This window comes from Variovorax sp. 22077 (genome assembly GCF_052044195.1).
GTDB classification, from domain to species: domain Bacteria; phylum Pseudomonadota; class Gammaproteobacteria; order Burkholderiales; family Burkholderiaceae_C; genus Variovorax; species Variovorax atrisoli.
Window position 1 is genome coordinate 17,855 of record NZ_JBQEQC010000030.1, and the last position, 14,821, is coordinate 32,675.

Below are 14,821 nucleotides of genomic sequence, written 5' to 3' on the forward strand. Positions count from 1 at the left end.
CAGGAATATTGAACAGGTGGCAACACGCGCCGACGCGCGCCTTTGTCTGCCTGTCCGTCCCTGCCTCGGTTCACGCCAGGAGGGTCACCCAGCGTGCATCGTGGCGCCTGCAGAAGTTGCGCGCTCCCTTGCGCAGGACCTCGGCGGTGCGCACCACCAGGGGTGCGGCATTCCATGGGGACCAGAGCGACATCTTGAAAGCCGGCAGCGGCGGAAGGTCGAGCTCGACCAGGTCGCCGCGCTCGATCTGTTCCTTCACGAAGATGCCCGGCACGAGCGCCACGCCCACGCCTTCGCGCGTCAGCGCCAGCTGGGCGGTGATGCTGGGCGCCGCCGACACCCGCAGTTCGCTCAGCGCCACGCCCTGGCGGCCCGCCATCTGCTGGATGACGTTCATCGCATCCAGGTAGGGCTGCGTGCCGCGCACCTGCGTCAGCAGCTGCTGGCGCAGCACGCTGTGCTGCAGGTCCCGCCTCGGGAGCAACCCCTTGCGGGCCACCCAGTGGACGGGCAGCATCATCAGGTCTTCCACGGTGGCGTGGGAGGGATGCACGGCACTGGATACGCGCATCACCAGGTCGAGGTTGCCCGACAGCATCTGTTCGGCGAGGTTCACGGTGAGGTCCACCTGCAGGTCGAGCTCGACGCCGGGAAGGCTGGAGCGCATGAGCTTCATCAGGTCGGGCAGGCAGGTATGCACGACCGTCTCGATGATGCCCACGCGCACGCGCCCGCCGATCTCCGCCCCGGTGTCGCGCGCGGCGGCCTCCATCTTGCGCGTGGTCTCCAGCAGCGATTCGGCGGGCTGTACCAGCCGTGCTCCCTGCTCCGTCAGGGTCATGCTCCTGCCGTCGTACAGGAACAGCGAGACCCCCAGCTCCTCTTCCAGCGAGCGCAGGCGCATCGAGATGGCGCCAGGCGTGGTGTGCATGACCTCCGCGACCCGTCGGACGCTGCCGATGCGGGCCAGAAGAATGAAGGTTTCCACGAAACGGGTGTTCATCGTCGGTATTCCAAATGAGTGCGTGCAGCGCTCCGTCTTGGTGGGCCGTGTTCGATTGTTGTGCGCTGCTGTTCAAGTCTTCTGAACAGCTGCTTCGACAATTCTTCGATGGACGGTGGACCTGCACGCTTCATAAAGTAAGCAACTTCCTTGCTCACACGCCGAAACGCCATGACCGTCGCTTCTTCGCCCCTTGCCTTCAGGCAGCTCGTACGTGCCGGCCGGTTCACCGCACAGACCGCCGGGCAGTGCCCGGGCTACACCCAGGGGAACCTCGCGATCATGCCCGGCGAGTACGCCGACGAGTTCCTGCGCTTCGCCCGGCTGAACCCCAAGTCGTGCCCGGTGATCGGCATCACCAAGGTCGGCGATCCGGCCGTGCCGGAGCTCGGCGAGGACATCGACCTGCGCACCGACGTTCCTGGCTACTGCCTCTTCCGCGATGGCGAGAAGGTCGCCGAAGTGCCCCATCTGCGCGAACTCTGGCGCGATGACCTCGTCGGCTTCGTCATCGGTTGCTCGCTGTCCTTCGAGGAGGCGCTGCTGGAAGGCGGCGTGCCCGTTCGCCACATCGAGCAGAACACCACCGTTCCGATGTACGACACCAACCGCCCCAACGGTACCGCCGGACGCTTCGGCGGCATGGGCGTGGTCAGCATGCGGCCCATGACGGCGGCGCAGGCCATCCGCGCCGTGCAGATCACGTCGCGCTTTCCCAGCACGCACGGCGCGCCGGTGCACCTGGGCGATCCGGCCGAGATCGGCATCGCCGACATCGACGCGCCCGACTACGGCGAGGCCGCGGAGATCCGTCCCGGCGAGATTCCCGTCTTCTGGGCGTGCGGGGTCACGCCGCAGCAGGCGATTCGTTCGGCCCGCCTGCCCTTCGCGATCACCCACAAGCCCGGCCACATGCTGGTCACCGACGTCCGCAACAGCCACCTCGCGGTGTTCTGAAGCGGCTCTCCGATTCCGTCACTCATCCTCACCAGGAGTCATTCGATGAAACGCAGGCAAGTTCTTCTCGGCGCGGGCGCAGCGGCCGTTCTTCAGGGCGCATGGACCGAGGCGCTGGCCCAGGGCAAGGAGGTCGTCGTCGGCGCGATCTATCCGCTGACCGGTTCCAGCGCGCAGGTCGGCATCGACGCCAAGCAGGCCTTCGAGACCGCGCTGGACATCATCAACAACGCGAGTGCGCTCGACCTGCCGACCGCCAGGAATGCCGGCCTGGCCAACCTGGGCGGCGCCAAGGTGCGCGTGGTCTATGCCGACCACCAGGCCGATCCGCAGAAGGGCCGCTCGGAGGCCGAGCGCCTCATCACGCAGGATGGCGTCTGCGCCATCGTGGGCTGCTATCACTCGTCGGTGTCCACCACGGTCAGCGCGACCTGCGAGCGCTACGGCGTGCCCTTCGTCTGCGCCGATTCCTCCTCGCCCAGCCTGAGCCGCCGCAACCTGAAGTTCTTCTTCCGCACGGCGGCGCACGACGAGATGTTCTCCGAAGCGATGTTCGATTTCATGGATGCGCTCAAGGCCAAGGGCCAGAAGATCGGCTCGGTGGGACTCTTCTACGAAGACACCATCTTCGGCACTGACTCCTCCACCGTGCAGCGCAAGCTCGCCACCGATCGCGGCTACAAGATCGCCTGCGACATCAAGTACCGCAACAACTCTCCGTCGCTGACCGCGGAAGTGCAGCAGATCAAGAACGCCAATCCGGACGTGCTCATGCCATCGAGCTACACCACCGACGCGATCCTGCTGACCAACACGATGGCATCGCTGGGCTACAAGCCGCGCAACATCGTCGCGCAGGCCGCGGGCTTCGTCGAAAAGCCGGCGCTCGACGCGGTCGGCGACAAGCTGGTCGGGATGATCAGCCGCGCGAGCTTCTCCGAGGACATGGGCGAGAAGCGCGCCTCTGCGAAGGCCGTGAATGCGATGTTCAAGGCCAAGGCCGGCCGCGACATGAACGACCAGACATCCCGCCAGTTCAGCGCCCTGATGGTGCTGGCCGAAGCGATCGACCGCGCCGGATCGGTCGACCCGCGCAAGATCCGCGATGCGCTCGCCGCCACCGACATCCCGGGCGAGAAAACCATCATGCCGTGGTCGCGCGTGAAGTTCGATGCCACCGGCCAGAACACCTTTGCCAACCCGGTGCTGATCCAGTGGACCAAGGGCCGCTTCGTCACCGTGTATCCGTTCGAGGTCGCCACCGCCAAGCTGGCGTGGCCGATGAACGCCTGAGCGCCTTGTTCGCAACGCCGCCGTTCGCACCATGACCGCTTCCGCATTGATGCAGATCCTGGCCAGCGGCCTGCTGATGGGGCTGATCTACGGCATGGTCGCCGTGGGCCTGTCTCTCATCTTCGGGCTGATGGACGTCGTGAACTTCGCCCATGGCGAATTCATGATGCTGGCCATGTACGCCACCTTCGGGTGTTTCGTCTTCTTCCACATCGACCCCGTGCTGGCCCTGCCGCTCGTGGCGGCCGTGATGTTCATCTTCGGGGCCAGCGTCTACGTCGGCGTGGTGCGCCATGCGCTGCGGGTGAAGGTCAACGCCGGCATGGTGCAGATCTTCGCCACCTTCGGCCTGGCCACGCTGATCCAGGGCGCTGCGCAGTTCTTCTTCACGCCCGACTACCGCAACATCGGCGACAACGGCTGGCTCGGCGGCAAGACGCTGGAGCTGAGCGGTCTGTTCCTGCCGTTGCCGCAGGTGTTCGGCGCGGTGGTTTCCCTGATCGCCTTCGGCGGCCTGTACCTGCTGATGAAGCACTCCGACTTCGGCCGCGCGCTGGAAGCCACGCGGGAAGACAAGGGCGCCGTGGCGCTGGTCGGCATCGACAGCAACCGGGTCTTCGCGCTGGGCTGGGGCATGGGCGCGGCACTGGTCGGCGTGGCGGGCGCGGTGCTCTCCACCTTCTATTACATCCATCCGCAAGTCGGCGCCGCGTTCGGCACCATCGCCTACATCACCGTGGCGCTCGGCGGTTTCGGCAGCGTCTTCGGCGCCTTCGCGGCTGGCATCGTCGTCGGCCTGGTCGAGGCGCTGACGGCCGTCGTGCTGCCGCCGGCCATGAAGTCCATGGGCATCTACGTGCTCTACCTGGCCATCATCTTCCTGCGTCCGCAGGGCCTCTTCGGAAGACTCTGATGCAACCGACGATCCTCGCTGCCACCACGGCACCCGCCGTGGCGGCTTCCACCAACGCAGCCGACGACGCGGTGCACAGCTTCGGCCGGCGCCGCCGCATGCAGCTCGTCGTTGCGCTGGTGATCTTCGTACTCGCCGCGCTGTCGCCGCTGGTCGTGCAGAACGCCTATCTGCGAAACGTCATCGTGCTCACCTTGATGTACGCCGCCCTGTCGCAGGCCTGGAACATCCTCGGAGGCTACTGCGGCCAGATCTCGCTGGGGCACGCGCTGTACTTCGGAGTGGGTGCCTATGCCACCAGCAAGCTCTACGTCGGCTTCAACCTGCTGCCCTGGTTCGGCATGCTGGGCGGCGGGCTGATGGCCGCGGCATTGGCGGTGGTTCTGGGCTACGGCTGCTTCCGGCTGAAGGGGCACTACTTCTCCATCGCCACCATCGTGATCGCCGAGATGGGGCTGCTCATCGTGCACAACTGGGAATGGCTGGGCGGCGCTTCGGGCATCCAGTGGCCCTTCGGCGAGGACAGCTGGGCGACCCTTCAATTCGCCCGCGACAAGACGCCCTACATCCACTTCGCGGTCGGCCTGCTGGCGCTCACCTGGTTCATCTGCTGGCTGATCGAGGACTCGCGCTGGGGCTACTGGTGGCGCGCAGTCAAGGACAACCCCGAGGCTGCCGAGAGCCTGGGCGTGACGGTGCTCAGCTCCAAGCTGGCGGCAGCGGCCATCTCGGCCTTCCTCACCGCCGTGGGCGGAGGCTTCTACGCGGCCTTCGTTTCCTACGTCGACCCGGACAGCGTGCTGCAGTTCCGCTTCTCGCTGCTGATCGTGCTGCCGGTCGTGCTGGGCGGCATCGGCACGCTGTGGGGTCCGATGCTTGGCGCGGTCATCCTGATTCCGCTGACCGAGCTCTCGCGCAGCTACATGGGCGGCTCGGGCTCGGGCCTCGACCTGATGATCTACGGCGGCCTCGTCATGGCGGTGGCGCTGCTCAAGCCGGAGGGTCTGGTCCGCCTGTGGCCGCTGCGCCAGGGGCGCCGAAAGGAGGTCGCGGTATGAGCGGCGACATCCTCCTGCAGGCTCGCCAGGTGACGCGCCGCTTCGGCGGCCTGGTGGCCAACTCCAACGTCGATGCCCAGATCCGCAAGGGTGAGATCCTCGGCCTGATCGGCCCCAACGGGGCAGGCAAGTCGACCTTGTTCAACCTGATTGCGGGTGCCTTGCCGCCTACCTCCGGCAGCATCCACTTCGAAGGGCGGGACATCACCGCGCTGCCCGCCACGAGACGTTGCGCGCTGGGCATCGCCCGGACCTACCAGGTGCCGCGGTCCTTCGATTCGATGAGCGTGGTCGAGAACGTGATGATCGGCAGCTTCGTGCGCCATGCCGGCGCGTCGGCTGCCCGCCACGCGGCGCTGGAGATGCTCGAGTTCACCGGTCTGGCACGCCAGGCCAACACCCCGACCCACCAGCTCACCCCGCCGGAGAAACGCCGCCTCGAGGTGGCCCGCGCGCTGGCCACCAGGCCGAAGCTCCTGCTGCTGGACGAGGTGCTGACAGGCCTCACGCCCAGCGAAGCGCGGCTGGGCGTGGAGCTGATCCGCAAGGTGCGCGATGCAGGAGTCACCGTGGTCATGGTCGAGCACGTGATGGAAGTCGTCATGCCGCTGGTGGACCGGGCCCTGGTCCTGAACCTCGGGCAGGTGCTCGCCGAAGGATCGCCGCGCGACGTCGTGCGCGACCCCGCCGTCATTTCCGCCTACCTGGGAGAGCGCCACCATGCTGCTTGAAGTCCGCGGGCTCACTTCGGCCTATGCCGGGCTCGTCGCCATCTCCGACATCTCCATCTCGGTGAAGGAGGGCGAGATCGTCGTCGTCGCCGGCGCCAACGGCGCGGGCAAGTCCACGCTGCTGCAGTCGCTGATAGGCATGGTGAAGCCGCGCTCGGGCGAAGTCAGCTTCGCCGGCGAGCGCATCGAGGCGCTGCCGGGTCACCAGATCGCCGCGCGCGGGCTGGCCTTCGTGCCCGAGAGCAAGCGCCTGTTCCCGCGCCTGTCGGTGGCGGACAACCTGCGCCTGGGCAGCTACCTGCACCGCAAGAAGGCCGATCGCGAAGCGCCGCTGGAGATGGTGTTCAAGCTGTTCCCGCGCCTGAAGGAGCGGCTGCCGCAGCGCGCCGAGACGCTCTCCGGCGGCGAGCAGCAGATGCTGGCCATCGGCCGTGCGTTGATGACCCGTCCGCGCCTGCTGATGCTCGACGAGCCTTCACAGGGCATCATGCCCAAGCTGGTCGACGAGATCTTCGACGCGGTCGTGGCCATCCGCGATGCCGGCGTCACCGTGTTGCTGGTCGAGCAGCGCCTGGCCGAAAGCCTGCAGATCGCCGAACGCGCGTACGTGCTGCAGACGGGGCGGGTGATCCTGTCCGGCACGGCGGCCGAGGTGCGCGACAACCCTGAAGTGCGTCGCGCCTACCTGGGCATCTAGAGGCCTAGCGAGAGGTGGAGGGGCGCGGGACCACCGCGCCGCAGTGGCGCAGGAAATCCGCCGTCGCGCGGCCCAGCAGCTTGTCACGATGCATCACCGTCGCCAGCCGCCGCATCCCGGCTGGCAGGCGCGTGCGCAGTTCCACCAGGTGCCCGTCTTCCAGCGCCTGCGCCACCGTGTAGCGCGACAGGCATGCGAGCCCGGTGCCCGAAGCCACCACGCGCTTGATGGCTTCGGTACTGCCCAGTTCGAAGCCCACGTGCACCTGCTCCAGGTTCTGGATCAGCCATGCGTCCGTCACCTGCCGCGTGCCGGAGCCATGCTCGCGCAGCACCCACGTGGCCTGCGAAAGTTGCCTGTGGGTCGCGATGCGGCCCGCCAGCTCGTGGCCGGGCGCGGCGACGATCACCAGTTCATCTTCGCGCCAGGGCCGCACCACGAGGTCGGGGTGCGTCTGCGGGCCTTCGATGAAGCCCACGTCCACGTCGAAGCCCGCCACCGCCTCGATCACGTCGTGCGTGTTCGCGATGTGCAGGTGCACCTGGCTCTGCGGATGCAGTGCCGTCCAGGTCGACACCCGCTCCGGCAAAAGGTATTCGCCGATGGTGAAGCTGGCCGCCACACGCAGCGGCGCCGCATGCTCGCCGCTGAAGAGCGCTTCGACCTCTGCAGCCTGGTCCAGCAGCGCCTGCGCCTTGGGCAGCAGGGCCCGGCCGTTCTCGTTGAGCACCAGCCGGCGCCCCAGCCGGTCGAAGAGCTGCACGCCCACCGAAGACTCCAGGTCGGCCAGCGCGCTGCTGGCCGCCGACTGCGAACGCGCGATGCGGTCGGCCGCGGCGCGGGTGCTGCCTTCGCGGGCGGTGGCGACGAACACTTCGAGCTGGCGCAGGTTCAGGCGCAGGCGGGGGCTCGATGCCGTGCCCTGCTGCTGATCAGTTTTTCCGGTCATGGTGAGCGATATTCTCTGCTTTTTCGTTTGATCGAGGCTGCATACCATCGAACGGACCCGCCTGAAAACAAAGGACCGCCAAGTGTTCAGCTTCCTGTCTCACGAGCCCGTGCACGACCCGCTGGCAGCGCCCACGCCCACGGCCGACACCACGGTCAAGACCACCACCTGCTACATGTGCGCCTGCCGCTGCGGCATCCGGGTGCACCTGCGCGAGGGCGAGAAGGGCCCCGAGGTCCGCTACATCGACGGTAACCCGAACCACCCGCTGAACCAGGGCGTGATCTGCGCCAAGGGCTCCTCGGGGATCATGAAGCAGGTGTCCCCCGCGCGCATCACGCAGCCGCTGCTGCGCAAGGCCGGCAGCGAGCGCGGCGCGGGCGAGTTCGAGCCGATCAGCTGGGAGCGCGCCTTCGACATGCTGACCGAGAGGCTCGCGAAGATCCGTGCCACCGATCCGAAGAAATTCGCGCTCTTCACCGGGCGCGACCAGATGCAGGCGCTCACCGGCCTCTTCGCGCGGCAGTTCGGCACGCCCAACTACGCGGCGCACGGCGGCTTCTGCTCGGTCAACATGGCCGCGGGAATGATCTACACCATCGGCGGCAGCTTCTGGGAATTCGGCGGGCCCGACCTCGAGCGCGCCAGGCTCTTCGTGATGATCGGCACGGCCGAGGACCATCACAGCAACCCGATGAAGATCGCCATCAGCAAGTTCAAGCGCGCTGGCGGCCGCTTCATCTCCATCAACCCGGTGCGCACCGGCTATTCGGCCATTGCCGACGAGTGGATTCCGATCAAGCCCGGCACCGACGGCGCGCTGTTCATGGCGCTGCTGCACGAGCTGATCGGCAACGAGTTGGTGGACCACGCATTCCTCAAGCGCTTCACCAACGCGCCGCAGCTGGTGGTGCTCGACGACTGCGAGCGCGAGGGGCTGTTCGCCTTCGATCCCGAGCGCGGCCCGCCGGGCGACGGCCGCAATCCGCACAACAAGCTGGTGTGGGACAAGGCCAGCGGCAGCGTGAAGCCCGCGTACCCCGAAGGCATCGCCGATGGCTGCGACCCCGCGCTCGAAGGCCACTACACGCTGGCCGACGGCACGCGCGTCGCGCCTTCGTTCCAGCTGCTGCGCGAGCGCGTGGCGAGCTGCACGCCCGAGTGGGCGCAGGCCATCACCGGCATCGACGCGGCGCGAATCCGCAAGCTGGCGCGGGAGATGGGCGATACGGCGCTGAAGCAGGCCTTCGAGCTGCCCATTCCGTGGACCGACGCATGGGGCAGGAAGCACGAGACCACGCAGGCGCGGCCCGTGGCCTTTCATGCGATGCGCGGACTCGCGGCGCATTCGAACGGCTTCCAGACGGTACGTGCGCTGGCCGTGCTGATGAGCGTGCTCGGCACCATCGACGCGCCGGGCGGCTTCAGGCACAAGGCGCCGTACCCGCGCCACATCGTGCCGAACTACAGGGCCTTCAACGACCCCGGCATGATCCAGCCGAACACGCCGCTCAATGCCGCGCCGCTGGGCTTTCCGGCCAGCCCCGACGAACTGGCGATCAACCCCGACGGCTCGCCGATCCGCATCGACCATGCGTTCTCGTGGGAGCACCCGCTGTCGGCGCACGGGCTCATGCACAACGTGATCACCAATGCGGTGAAGGGCGACCCGTACCGCATCGACACGCTGCTGATCTTCATGGCCAACATGGCATGGAACTCCAGCATGAACACGATGGCGGTGCGCGAGATGCTCAACCGCAAGGACGAGAAGGGCGAGCACATGATCCCCTTCCTGGTGGTGTGCGACGCCTTTCAGAGCGAGACCGTGGCCTTCGCCGACCTCGTGCTGCCCGACACCACCTACCTCGAGCGCCACGACGTGATGGGCATGCTCGACCGTCCGATCTCGGAGTTCGACGGGCCCGTCGACTCGGTCCGCATTCCGGTGGTGCCGCCCACGGGGCAGTGCAAGCCCTTCCAGGAGGTGCTGATCGAGCTGGCCTCGCGGCTGAAGTTTCCGGCCTTCACCACGCCCGAGGGCGGGCGCAAGTACAGCGGCTACCCGGACTTCATCGTCAACTTCGAGCCGCAGCCGGGTATCGGCTTCCTGATGGGCTGGCGCGGCAAGGACGGCACCGAGCACCTGCGCGGCGCGCCGAACCCGAAGCAGTGGGAGGCCTACGAGAAGAACAACTGCGTCTTCCACTACCACATGCCCGAGACCATGCACTACATGCGCAACTGGAACCGGGAGTACCTCGACTTCGCGAAGGACAAGGGCTGGCGCCAGCGCAACGACCCGGTGCAGCTGGCGCTGTACTCCGACACGCTGCAGAGCTTCAGGCTCGCGGCGCAGGGCAAGGCCCCGGGTCGGCAGCCGCCCGATGCGCTGCGCGAGCGCATCGACACGTATTTCGATCCGCTGCCCTTCTGGTATCCGCCACTGGAAGAAGCGGCGACCGATCTCGATGCGTTCCCGCTCAATGCGCTCACGCAGCGGCCGATGGCCATGTACCACTCGTGGGACTCGCAGAACGCATGGCTCAGGCAGATCCACAGCCACAACTACCTGCACGTGAACCCGGTGACCGCGCAGGCCGCAGGCATCGCCGACGGCGGCTGGTGCTGGGTCGAGAGCCGCTGGGGCAAGGTGCGCTGCATGCTGCGCCACAGCGAGGCGGTGGAGCCCGGCACCGTGTGGACCTGGAACGCCATCGGCAAGGCCGACGGCGCATGGCAGCTCGCGCCGGGCGCGGACGAGGCGCGCAAGGGTTTCCTGCTGAACCACCTGATCAGCGAGGAGCTGCCCTGTGCAGGCACCGCGAGCGGGACCATCAGCAACTCCGACCCCATCACCGGGCAGGCGGGCTGGTACGACGTGCGCGTGCGCATACGGCCGGCCGAGCCGGGTGAGCCTGAGGAGAGCTATCCGCAGGTCGCGAGCATGCCGGCCGTGCCTGGGGTGCTGGGCAAGGCGGCGAGTGTTCTGACGTACTTTGCGGGGAGGGCTCGGAAATGATGCAGTGGCTCAGGGACCTCATGACGTCCGCCCCGGTCTTGCCCCCTCCCCCTCTGGGGGAGGGCAGGGGTGGGGGCATCGGCGGAGCAACGGGAAGCCTTGTCGCATTGAAGGCCGGCGTGCCCCCACCCCAACCCTCCCTCAGAGGGGGAGGGAGTAATGCAACCCAACGCGCCGAGCAGGGCGAAACCCTCGCCAAACAGCTCGCCCTCGTCATCGACCTCAACGTCTGCGTCGGCTGCCACGCCTGCGTCACCTCGTGCAAGCAGTGGAACACCTCCGGCAGCGCTGGCCCGCTGGCCGACGAGCGGCCCTATGCGGCCAACCCCACCGGCACCTTCTTCAATCGCGTGCAGACCTACGAAGCGGGCGCCTTTCCGGCCACCGAGACCATCCACTTCCCCAAGAGCTGCCTGCACTGCGAAGACCCGCCCTGCGTGCCCGTGTGTCCCACGGGCGCGAGCTACAAGCGCAAGGAGGACGGCATCGTGCTCGTCGACTACGACAAGTGCATCGGCTGCAAGTACTGCGCATGGGCCTGCCCCTACGGCGCGCGCGAGCTGGATGAGGAGCGCCAGGTCATGACCAAGTGCACGCTGTGCGTGGACCGCATCCACGACGAGCAGCTGCCCAAGGAGGACCGCAAGCCCGCCTGCGTGAAGGCCTGCCCGACCGGCGCACGTCTCTTCGGCGACGTGAAGGACCCCGACTCCGAAGTGTCGAAGGCGATACGCGAACGCGGCGGCTACCAGCTGATGCCGGAGTGGGAGACCAACCCGGCCAACCGCTACCTGCCGCGGCGCATCACGTCGTCGACGCAAGAGCAGGAGTAGGCCGCAACATGCATCCGGCGTTCTCGATCCTTTTCTTCACCACGCTGGCCGGCGCCGCGCAGGGGCTGGTGTTCGCGCTTGCCCTGGCCGTGCTCTTCGGCATCGAACTCGCGCCAGGCTTCCTGGGCCTTGCGCTGAGCGTGGCCGAGGTGCTGCTGGTGGCGGGACTCGCTGCATCCTTCATGCACCTGGGCCGCAAGACGCGCGCATGGCGCGCGGTGCTGATGTGGCGCACCTCGTGGATGTCGCGCGAAGTGATCGTGCTGCCGGCCTTCATCGCGCTGGTGGCGCTGTGGTGGCTGTCGCTGCGCGCGGGCCTGGGCGCGCCTTGGTCGTGGCTGCTGCCCATGCTGGCGCTGGGCGGCGCGCTGCTGCTCTGGTACTGCACCGCGATGATCTATGCCTGCCTGCGTTTCATCGAGGAATGGGCGCATCCGCTGACCATCGTCAACTTCACGCTGATCGGCCTGTCGTCGGGGCTGGTGCTGGCCTGCGCGATGGCGGCGCTGGCCGGCGAGGCGCGCTTTCTGCAGGTGTTCGGGCCTTTCGCGCTGGGTGCCACGCTGGCGGCGTGGGCTGCACGCGCCACGGCGCTGCGGCGCAATGCGGGAATCCGCCACAAGTCGACGCTCCAGTCGGCCACCGGCATCCGCACGCAGAAGCTGGTGCAGAAGTCGATGGGCATGTCGGCCGGGTCGTTCAACACGCGCGAGTTCTTCCATGGCGCATCGCTCGCCGTGCTGGGCAACATGAAGCTCGGCTTTCTTCTGCTGGCCTTCGTGCTGCCCGTGTTTCTGCTGGCATGGGGCTTGACGGTCGGGGGCGCACTGCCGTGGGTGCTCGCGGCGCTGGTGCAGGCGCCGGGGCTGCTGGCCGAGCGCTGGTTCTTCTTTGCGCAGGCGCGGCATCCGCAGAACCTGTACTACCAGGTCGTTTCCTGAGGCTCGAGGCGATTGGAGGGGCGGCCCGAGCCTTGGCTGCCGAGTGAGGGTGCTCGAGCGTCATGGGCACGTCACCTGCGCATGGAAGGATTCGGGCCTTTTGTCCACGGTCCTTCCAATGCTGCCGAACCTTTCACGCAACCGCGCCCTGGCATGCCTGCCAGCTTCATCACTCGGCCTGCTCGCAGTTCTGCTGGCCTCCTGCGGCGGCGGCGGAGGTTCAGGCAACTCGTTCCTGCCGCTGCCCGCCGCTGCGACTCCTGCGCCGGCTCCAGCCCCGGCAGCGGCGCCGGCAGCGGCCAGCACCAGCGGCATGGTCGTCGGAAGCTATTTCGTCAACGCCAAGGTCTGCCTCGACACCAATGCCAACGGCCGTTGCGATGACGGCGAGCCATCCACCCGCACCGACAAGCGGGGTGCATACACGCTCGCAGGTACGGGCGCCGGCATCGTGGCCGAGATCGGCACCGACGCCACCGAACTCGACCCCGCCACCTCCACCTCGAAGCCCGTGACCTCCCGGCTTGTGCTGCGTGCGCCGAAGGAGGCGCCGGGCGTCGTCGACTTCCACTCGACCGCGGTGGTCGCCGAAATGGAAGCGGGCGGCATCGACTTCAAGGCTGCCACCGCGAAGGTGGCCATCTCCGTGGGCGTGATCGCGGCCAAGCTGCTCGGAGACTTCAACACCGAGGCCGACCCCGTGGCGAAGGCCGCGCTCAAGGCTGCATCCGACGAAGGGCTGCAGCGCATCCGCGATGCGATCGCTGCGTCGGCCAGCGGCGACGACATCAAGGCCGTGTTGACCGCCGCAGCGCTGACCGACCGCTACTACCAGACCAAGGCTCCCTACCGCCCGCAGCAGGACGTCAGCACCTACGAAGCGCCGCCCGCGGGCTTCTCGCCGGTCTACACGCAGATGATCGCGCGCCACGGCTCGCGCGGCCTGTCCAGCCTCAAGTACGACCTGGCGGTCTACAACATGTGGGAGAAGGCGCGGGACGACGGCGCGCTCACGCCGCTGGGCCAGAAGCTGGGGGCCGACGTGCTGAAGATCATGAAGGCCAATTTCCTGCTGGGCTACGGCGTCGCGGGCATCACCAAGCCGGGCTATGGCAACGAGACGCAGGTCGGCATCAATGAGCACACGCAGCTGGCGGCCCGGCTTCTGCAGCGCCTGCCGGCCTTCTGGAAGCCGGTCGGCGACAGCGCAGGCTCGGCGCCGCGGCAGATCGTGACCGTGACTTCCGGCGTCGATCGCGCGGTCGACAGCGGCAGCTTCTTCGTGCAGTCGCTCAAGGCGACGCAGCCTGCATTGGCGCCGCTCGTCACCTATCCGCCGGCACCGGCGCCGTACCCCGACACCGGCACGGCGGCGAGCCAACCGGCCGGCACCAACCGCTTCCTGCTCTACTTCCACAAGCTCGTGAAAGCCACCGACCTGGTGAGCAAGACGGACGATCCGCTCTACACGACCTATCGGGACAGCCAGGCCTACCAGGCCTACAAGTCCGGCGATGCCGATCTCGCCGCCAAGCAGAGCGGCCTCACGGTCACGCCGGAGGCAGCGGCGGCCGGCCGCGTGCTGCTGGAGCGGCTGTTCGCCAAGAGCTTCGTCGACAAGATCGCCGACGGCAGCTACAGCTTCGCCAACACCGGCTCCCGCAGCTTCGCGAGCGACGACGGCAAGTTCTTTTCCAGCATCGACGGCGACGGCAAGACCACGATCAAGTCCCTGGGCGATGCCGGGTCGCTGCTGTACGAGCTCTACGTGATCGCTCCAGCCATGCGCAGCGAGGCCGGTGTCGACTTCGCCGCCTACATGCCGGCGGCGCAGGCGAAGTTCTTCGCGGCGCTCAACGACGGGTCCGACTTCTACGACAAGGGCCCCGGCATGACCGAGAAGGGCGACATCACCTCGCGCATGTCGCAGATCCTGGTGGACGACATGTTCAACGAGGTCGATGCCATTGCGCGCGGCGATCGCTCCCATGCCGCCAAGCTGCGCTTCGCGCACGCCGAGATCATCATGCCCTTCGCCGTTCGCATGGGGCTGAAGGGCGTGGACCAGGGCGTGCCCGCGGCGGCCAGCTTCAGCTACGGCAGCAACCCATGGCGCGGCGAATACGTGTCGCCCATGGCCGCCAACATGCAATGGGACGTGTACGCTGACGGCAGCGGCAAGCTGCTCGTGAAGATGCTATACAACGAGAAGGAAACCGACTTCAAGGCCGCGTGCGACGGTGCGAAGAAGGCCGGTACCGCCCACTACTACGACTATGCGGCCCTGAAGTCCTGCTACGGCCGCGTGGTGCAGTAGGCCCGCTTTCGATTCGCAGCAGGCGAAGCCGGCCGCGCGATCCCGCCTACCTGCGTGCGGGCTCGCGGATGGGGGGTTGTGGGGGGCGGCACGCTGCAAAAAAGAAC

General features: G+C 67.5%; 12 protein-coding genes. 10 read left to right on the forward strand and 2 right to left on the reverse strand.

The window, feature by feature from the left end; translation table 11 throughout:
• Positions 1-70: 70 nt before the first annotated feature.
• Positions 71-1,003 carry a LysR family transcriptional regulator gene (locus ACTJLF_RS30625; RefSeq protein ID WP_019657100.1) on the reverse strand — a complete coding sequence of 311 codons (933 nt, stop codon included), beginning with the start codon at positions 1,001-1,003 and terminating at the stop codon, positions 71-73.
• A gap of 171 nt (positions 1,004-1,174) precedes the next feature.
• Between ACTJLF_RS30625 and ACTJLF_RS30630 the strand changes: the two genes are divergently transcribed.
• The 6 genes from ACTJLF_RS30630 to ACTJLF_RS30655 are packed head-to-tail and all read left to right on the forward strand — an operon-like array spanning position 1,175 to position 6,652.
• The gene (locus tag ACTJLF_RS30630) at positions 1,175-1,960 is read left to right on the forward strand and encodes a putative hydro-lyase (RefSeq protein ID WP_019657101.1); all 786 of its coding nucleotides are present in this window, start codon (positions 1,175-1,177) and stop codon (positions 1,958-1,960) included.
• A gap of 45 nt (positions 1,961-2,005) precedes the next feature.
• Positions 2,006-3,253: an ABC transporter substrate-binding protein gene (locus ACTJLF_RS30635; protein ID WP_019657102.1), complete on the forward strand. Its 1,248-nt coding sequence runs from the start codon at positions 2,006-2,008 to the stop codon at positions 3,251-3,253.
• Positions 3,254-3,284: 31 nt separating this feature from the next.
• Positions 3,285-4,166: a branched-chain amino acid ABC transporter permease gene (locus ACTJLF_RS30640; RefSeq protein WP_145761741.1), complete on the forward strand. Its 882-nt coding sequence runs from the start codon at positions 3,285-3,287 to the stop codon at positions 4,164-4,166.
• Positions 4,166-5,224 (forward strand): branched-chain amino acid ABC transporter permease, encoded by a 1,059-nt coding sequence (locus ACTJLF_RS30645; protein ID WP_440884551.1) that lies wholly within the window; start codon positions 4,166-4,168, stop codon positions 5,222-5,224. The genes ACTJLF_RS30640 and ACTJLF_RS30645 overlap by 1 nt, the downstream gene beginning before the upstream one ends.
• Positions 5,221-5,955, forward strand: coding sequence for an ABC transporter ATP-binding protein (locus ACTJLF_RS30650; RefSeq protein ID WP_019657105.1), 735 nt, complete (start codon positions 5,221-5,223; stop codon positions 5,953-5,955). The genes ACTJLF_RS30645 and ACTJLF_RS30650 overlap by 4 nt, the downstream gene beginning before the upstream one ends.
• Positions 5,945-6,652, forward strand: a complete 708-nt coding sequence (locus tag ACTJLF_RS30655) for an ABC transporter ATP-binding protein (protein WP_019657106.1) — start codon at positions 5,945-5,947, stop codon at positions 6,650-6,652. Before ACTJLF_RS30650 ends, ACTJLF_RS30655 begins: the two co-directional genes overlap by 11 nt.
• Positions 6,653-6,656: 4 nt before the next feature.
• Here the strand turns inward: ACTJLF_RS30655 and ACTJLF_RS30660 are convergent, their stop codons facing one another.
• Positions 6,657-7,601, reverse strand: coding sequence for a LysR family transcriptional regulator (locus tag ACTJLF_RS30660; protein WP_020723278.1), 945 nt, complete (start codon positions 7,599-7,601; stop codon positions 6,657-6,659).
• 82 nt (positions 7,602-7,683) lie between these two features.
• Here ACTJLF_RS30660 and ACTJLF_RS30665 point away from each other — a divergent pair, with 82 nt between their 5' ends.
• The 4 genes from ACTJLF_RS30665 (at position 7,684) to ACTJLF_RS30680 (ending at position 14,714) form a co-directional block, all read left to right on the forward strand.
• Complete coding sequence (locus ACTJLF_RS30665) at positions 7,684-10,623, forward strand: molybdopterin-dependent oxidoreductase (RefSeq protein WP_440884552.1); 2,940 nt, start codon at positions 7,684-7,686, stop codon at positions 10,621-10,623.
• A complete protein-coding gene (locus ACTJLF_RS30670; RefSeq protein ID WP_440884553.1) occupies positions 10,620-11,456 on the forward strand; it encodes a 4Fe-4S dicluster domain-containing protein in 837 nt (278 codons plus the stop codon). Before ACTJLF_RS30665 ends, ACTJLF_RS30670 begins: the two co-directional genes overlap by 4 nt.
• A gap of 8 nt (positions 11,457-11,464) precedes the next feature.
• A complete protein-coding gene (locus tag ACTJLF_RS30675) occupies positions 11,465-12,397 on the forward strand; it encodes a dimethyl sulfoxide reductase anchor subunit family protein (RefSeq protein WP_440884554.1) in 933 nt (310 codons plus the stop codon).
• Between the two features lie 118 nt (positions 12,398-12,515).
• Entirely contained in the window at positions 12,516-14,714 is a 2,199-nt protein-coding gene (locus ACTJLF_RS30680; protein WP_440884555.1) for a histidine-type phosphatase, read from the forward strand.
• Positions 14,715-14,821 lie beyond the last annotated feature (107 nt).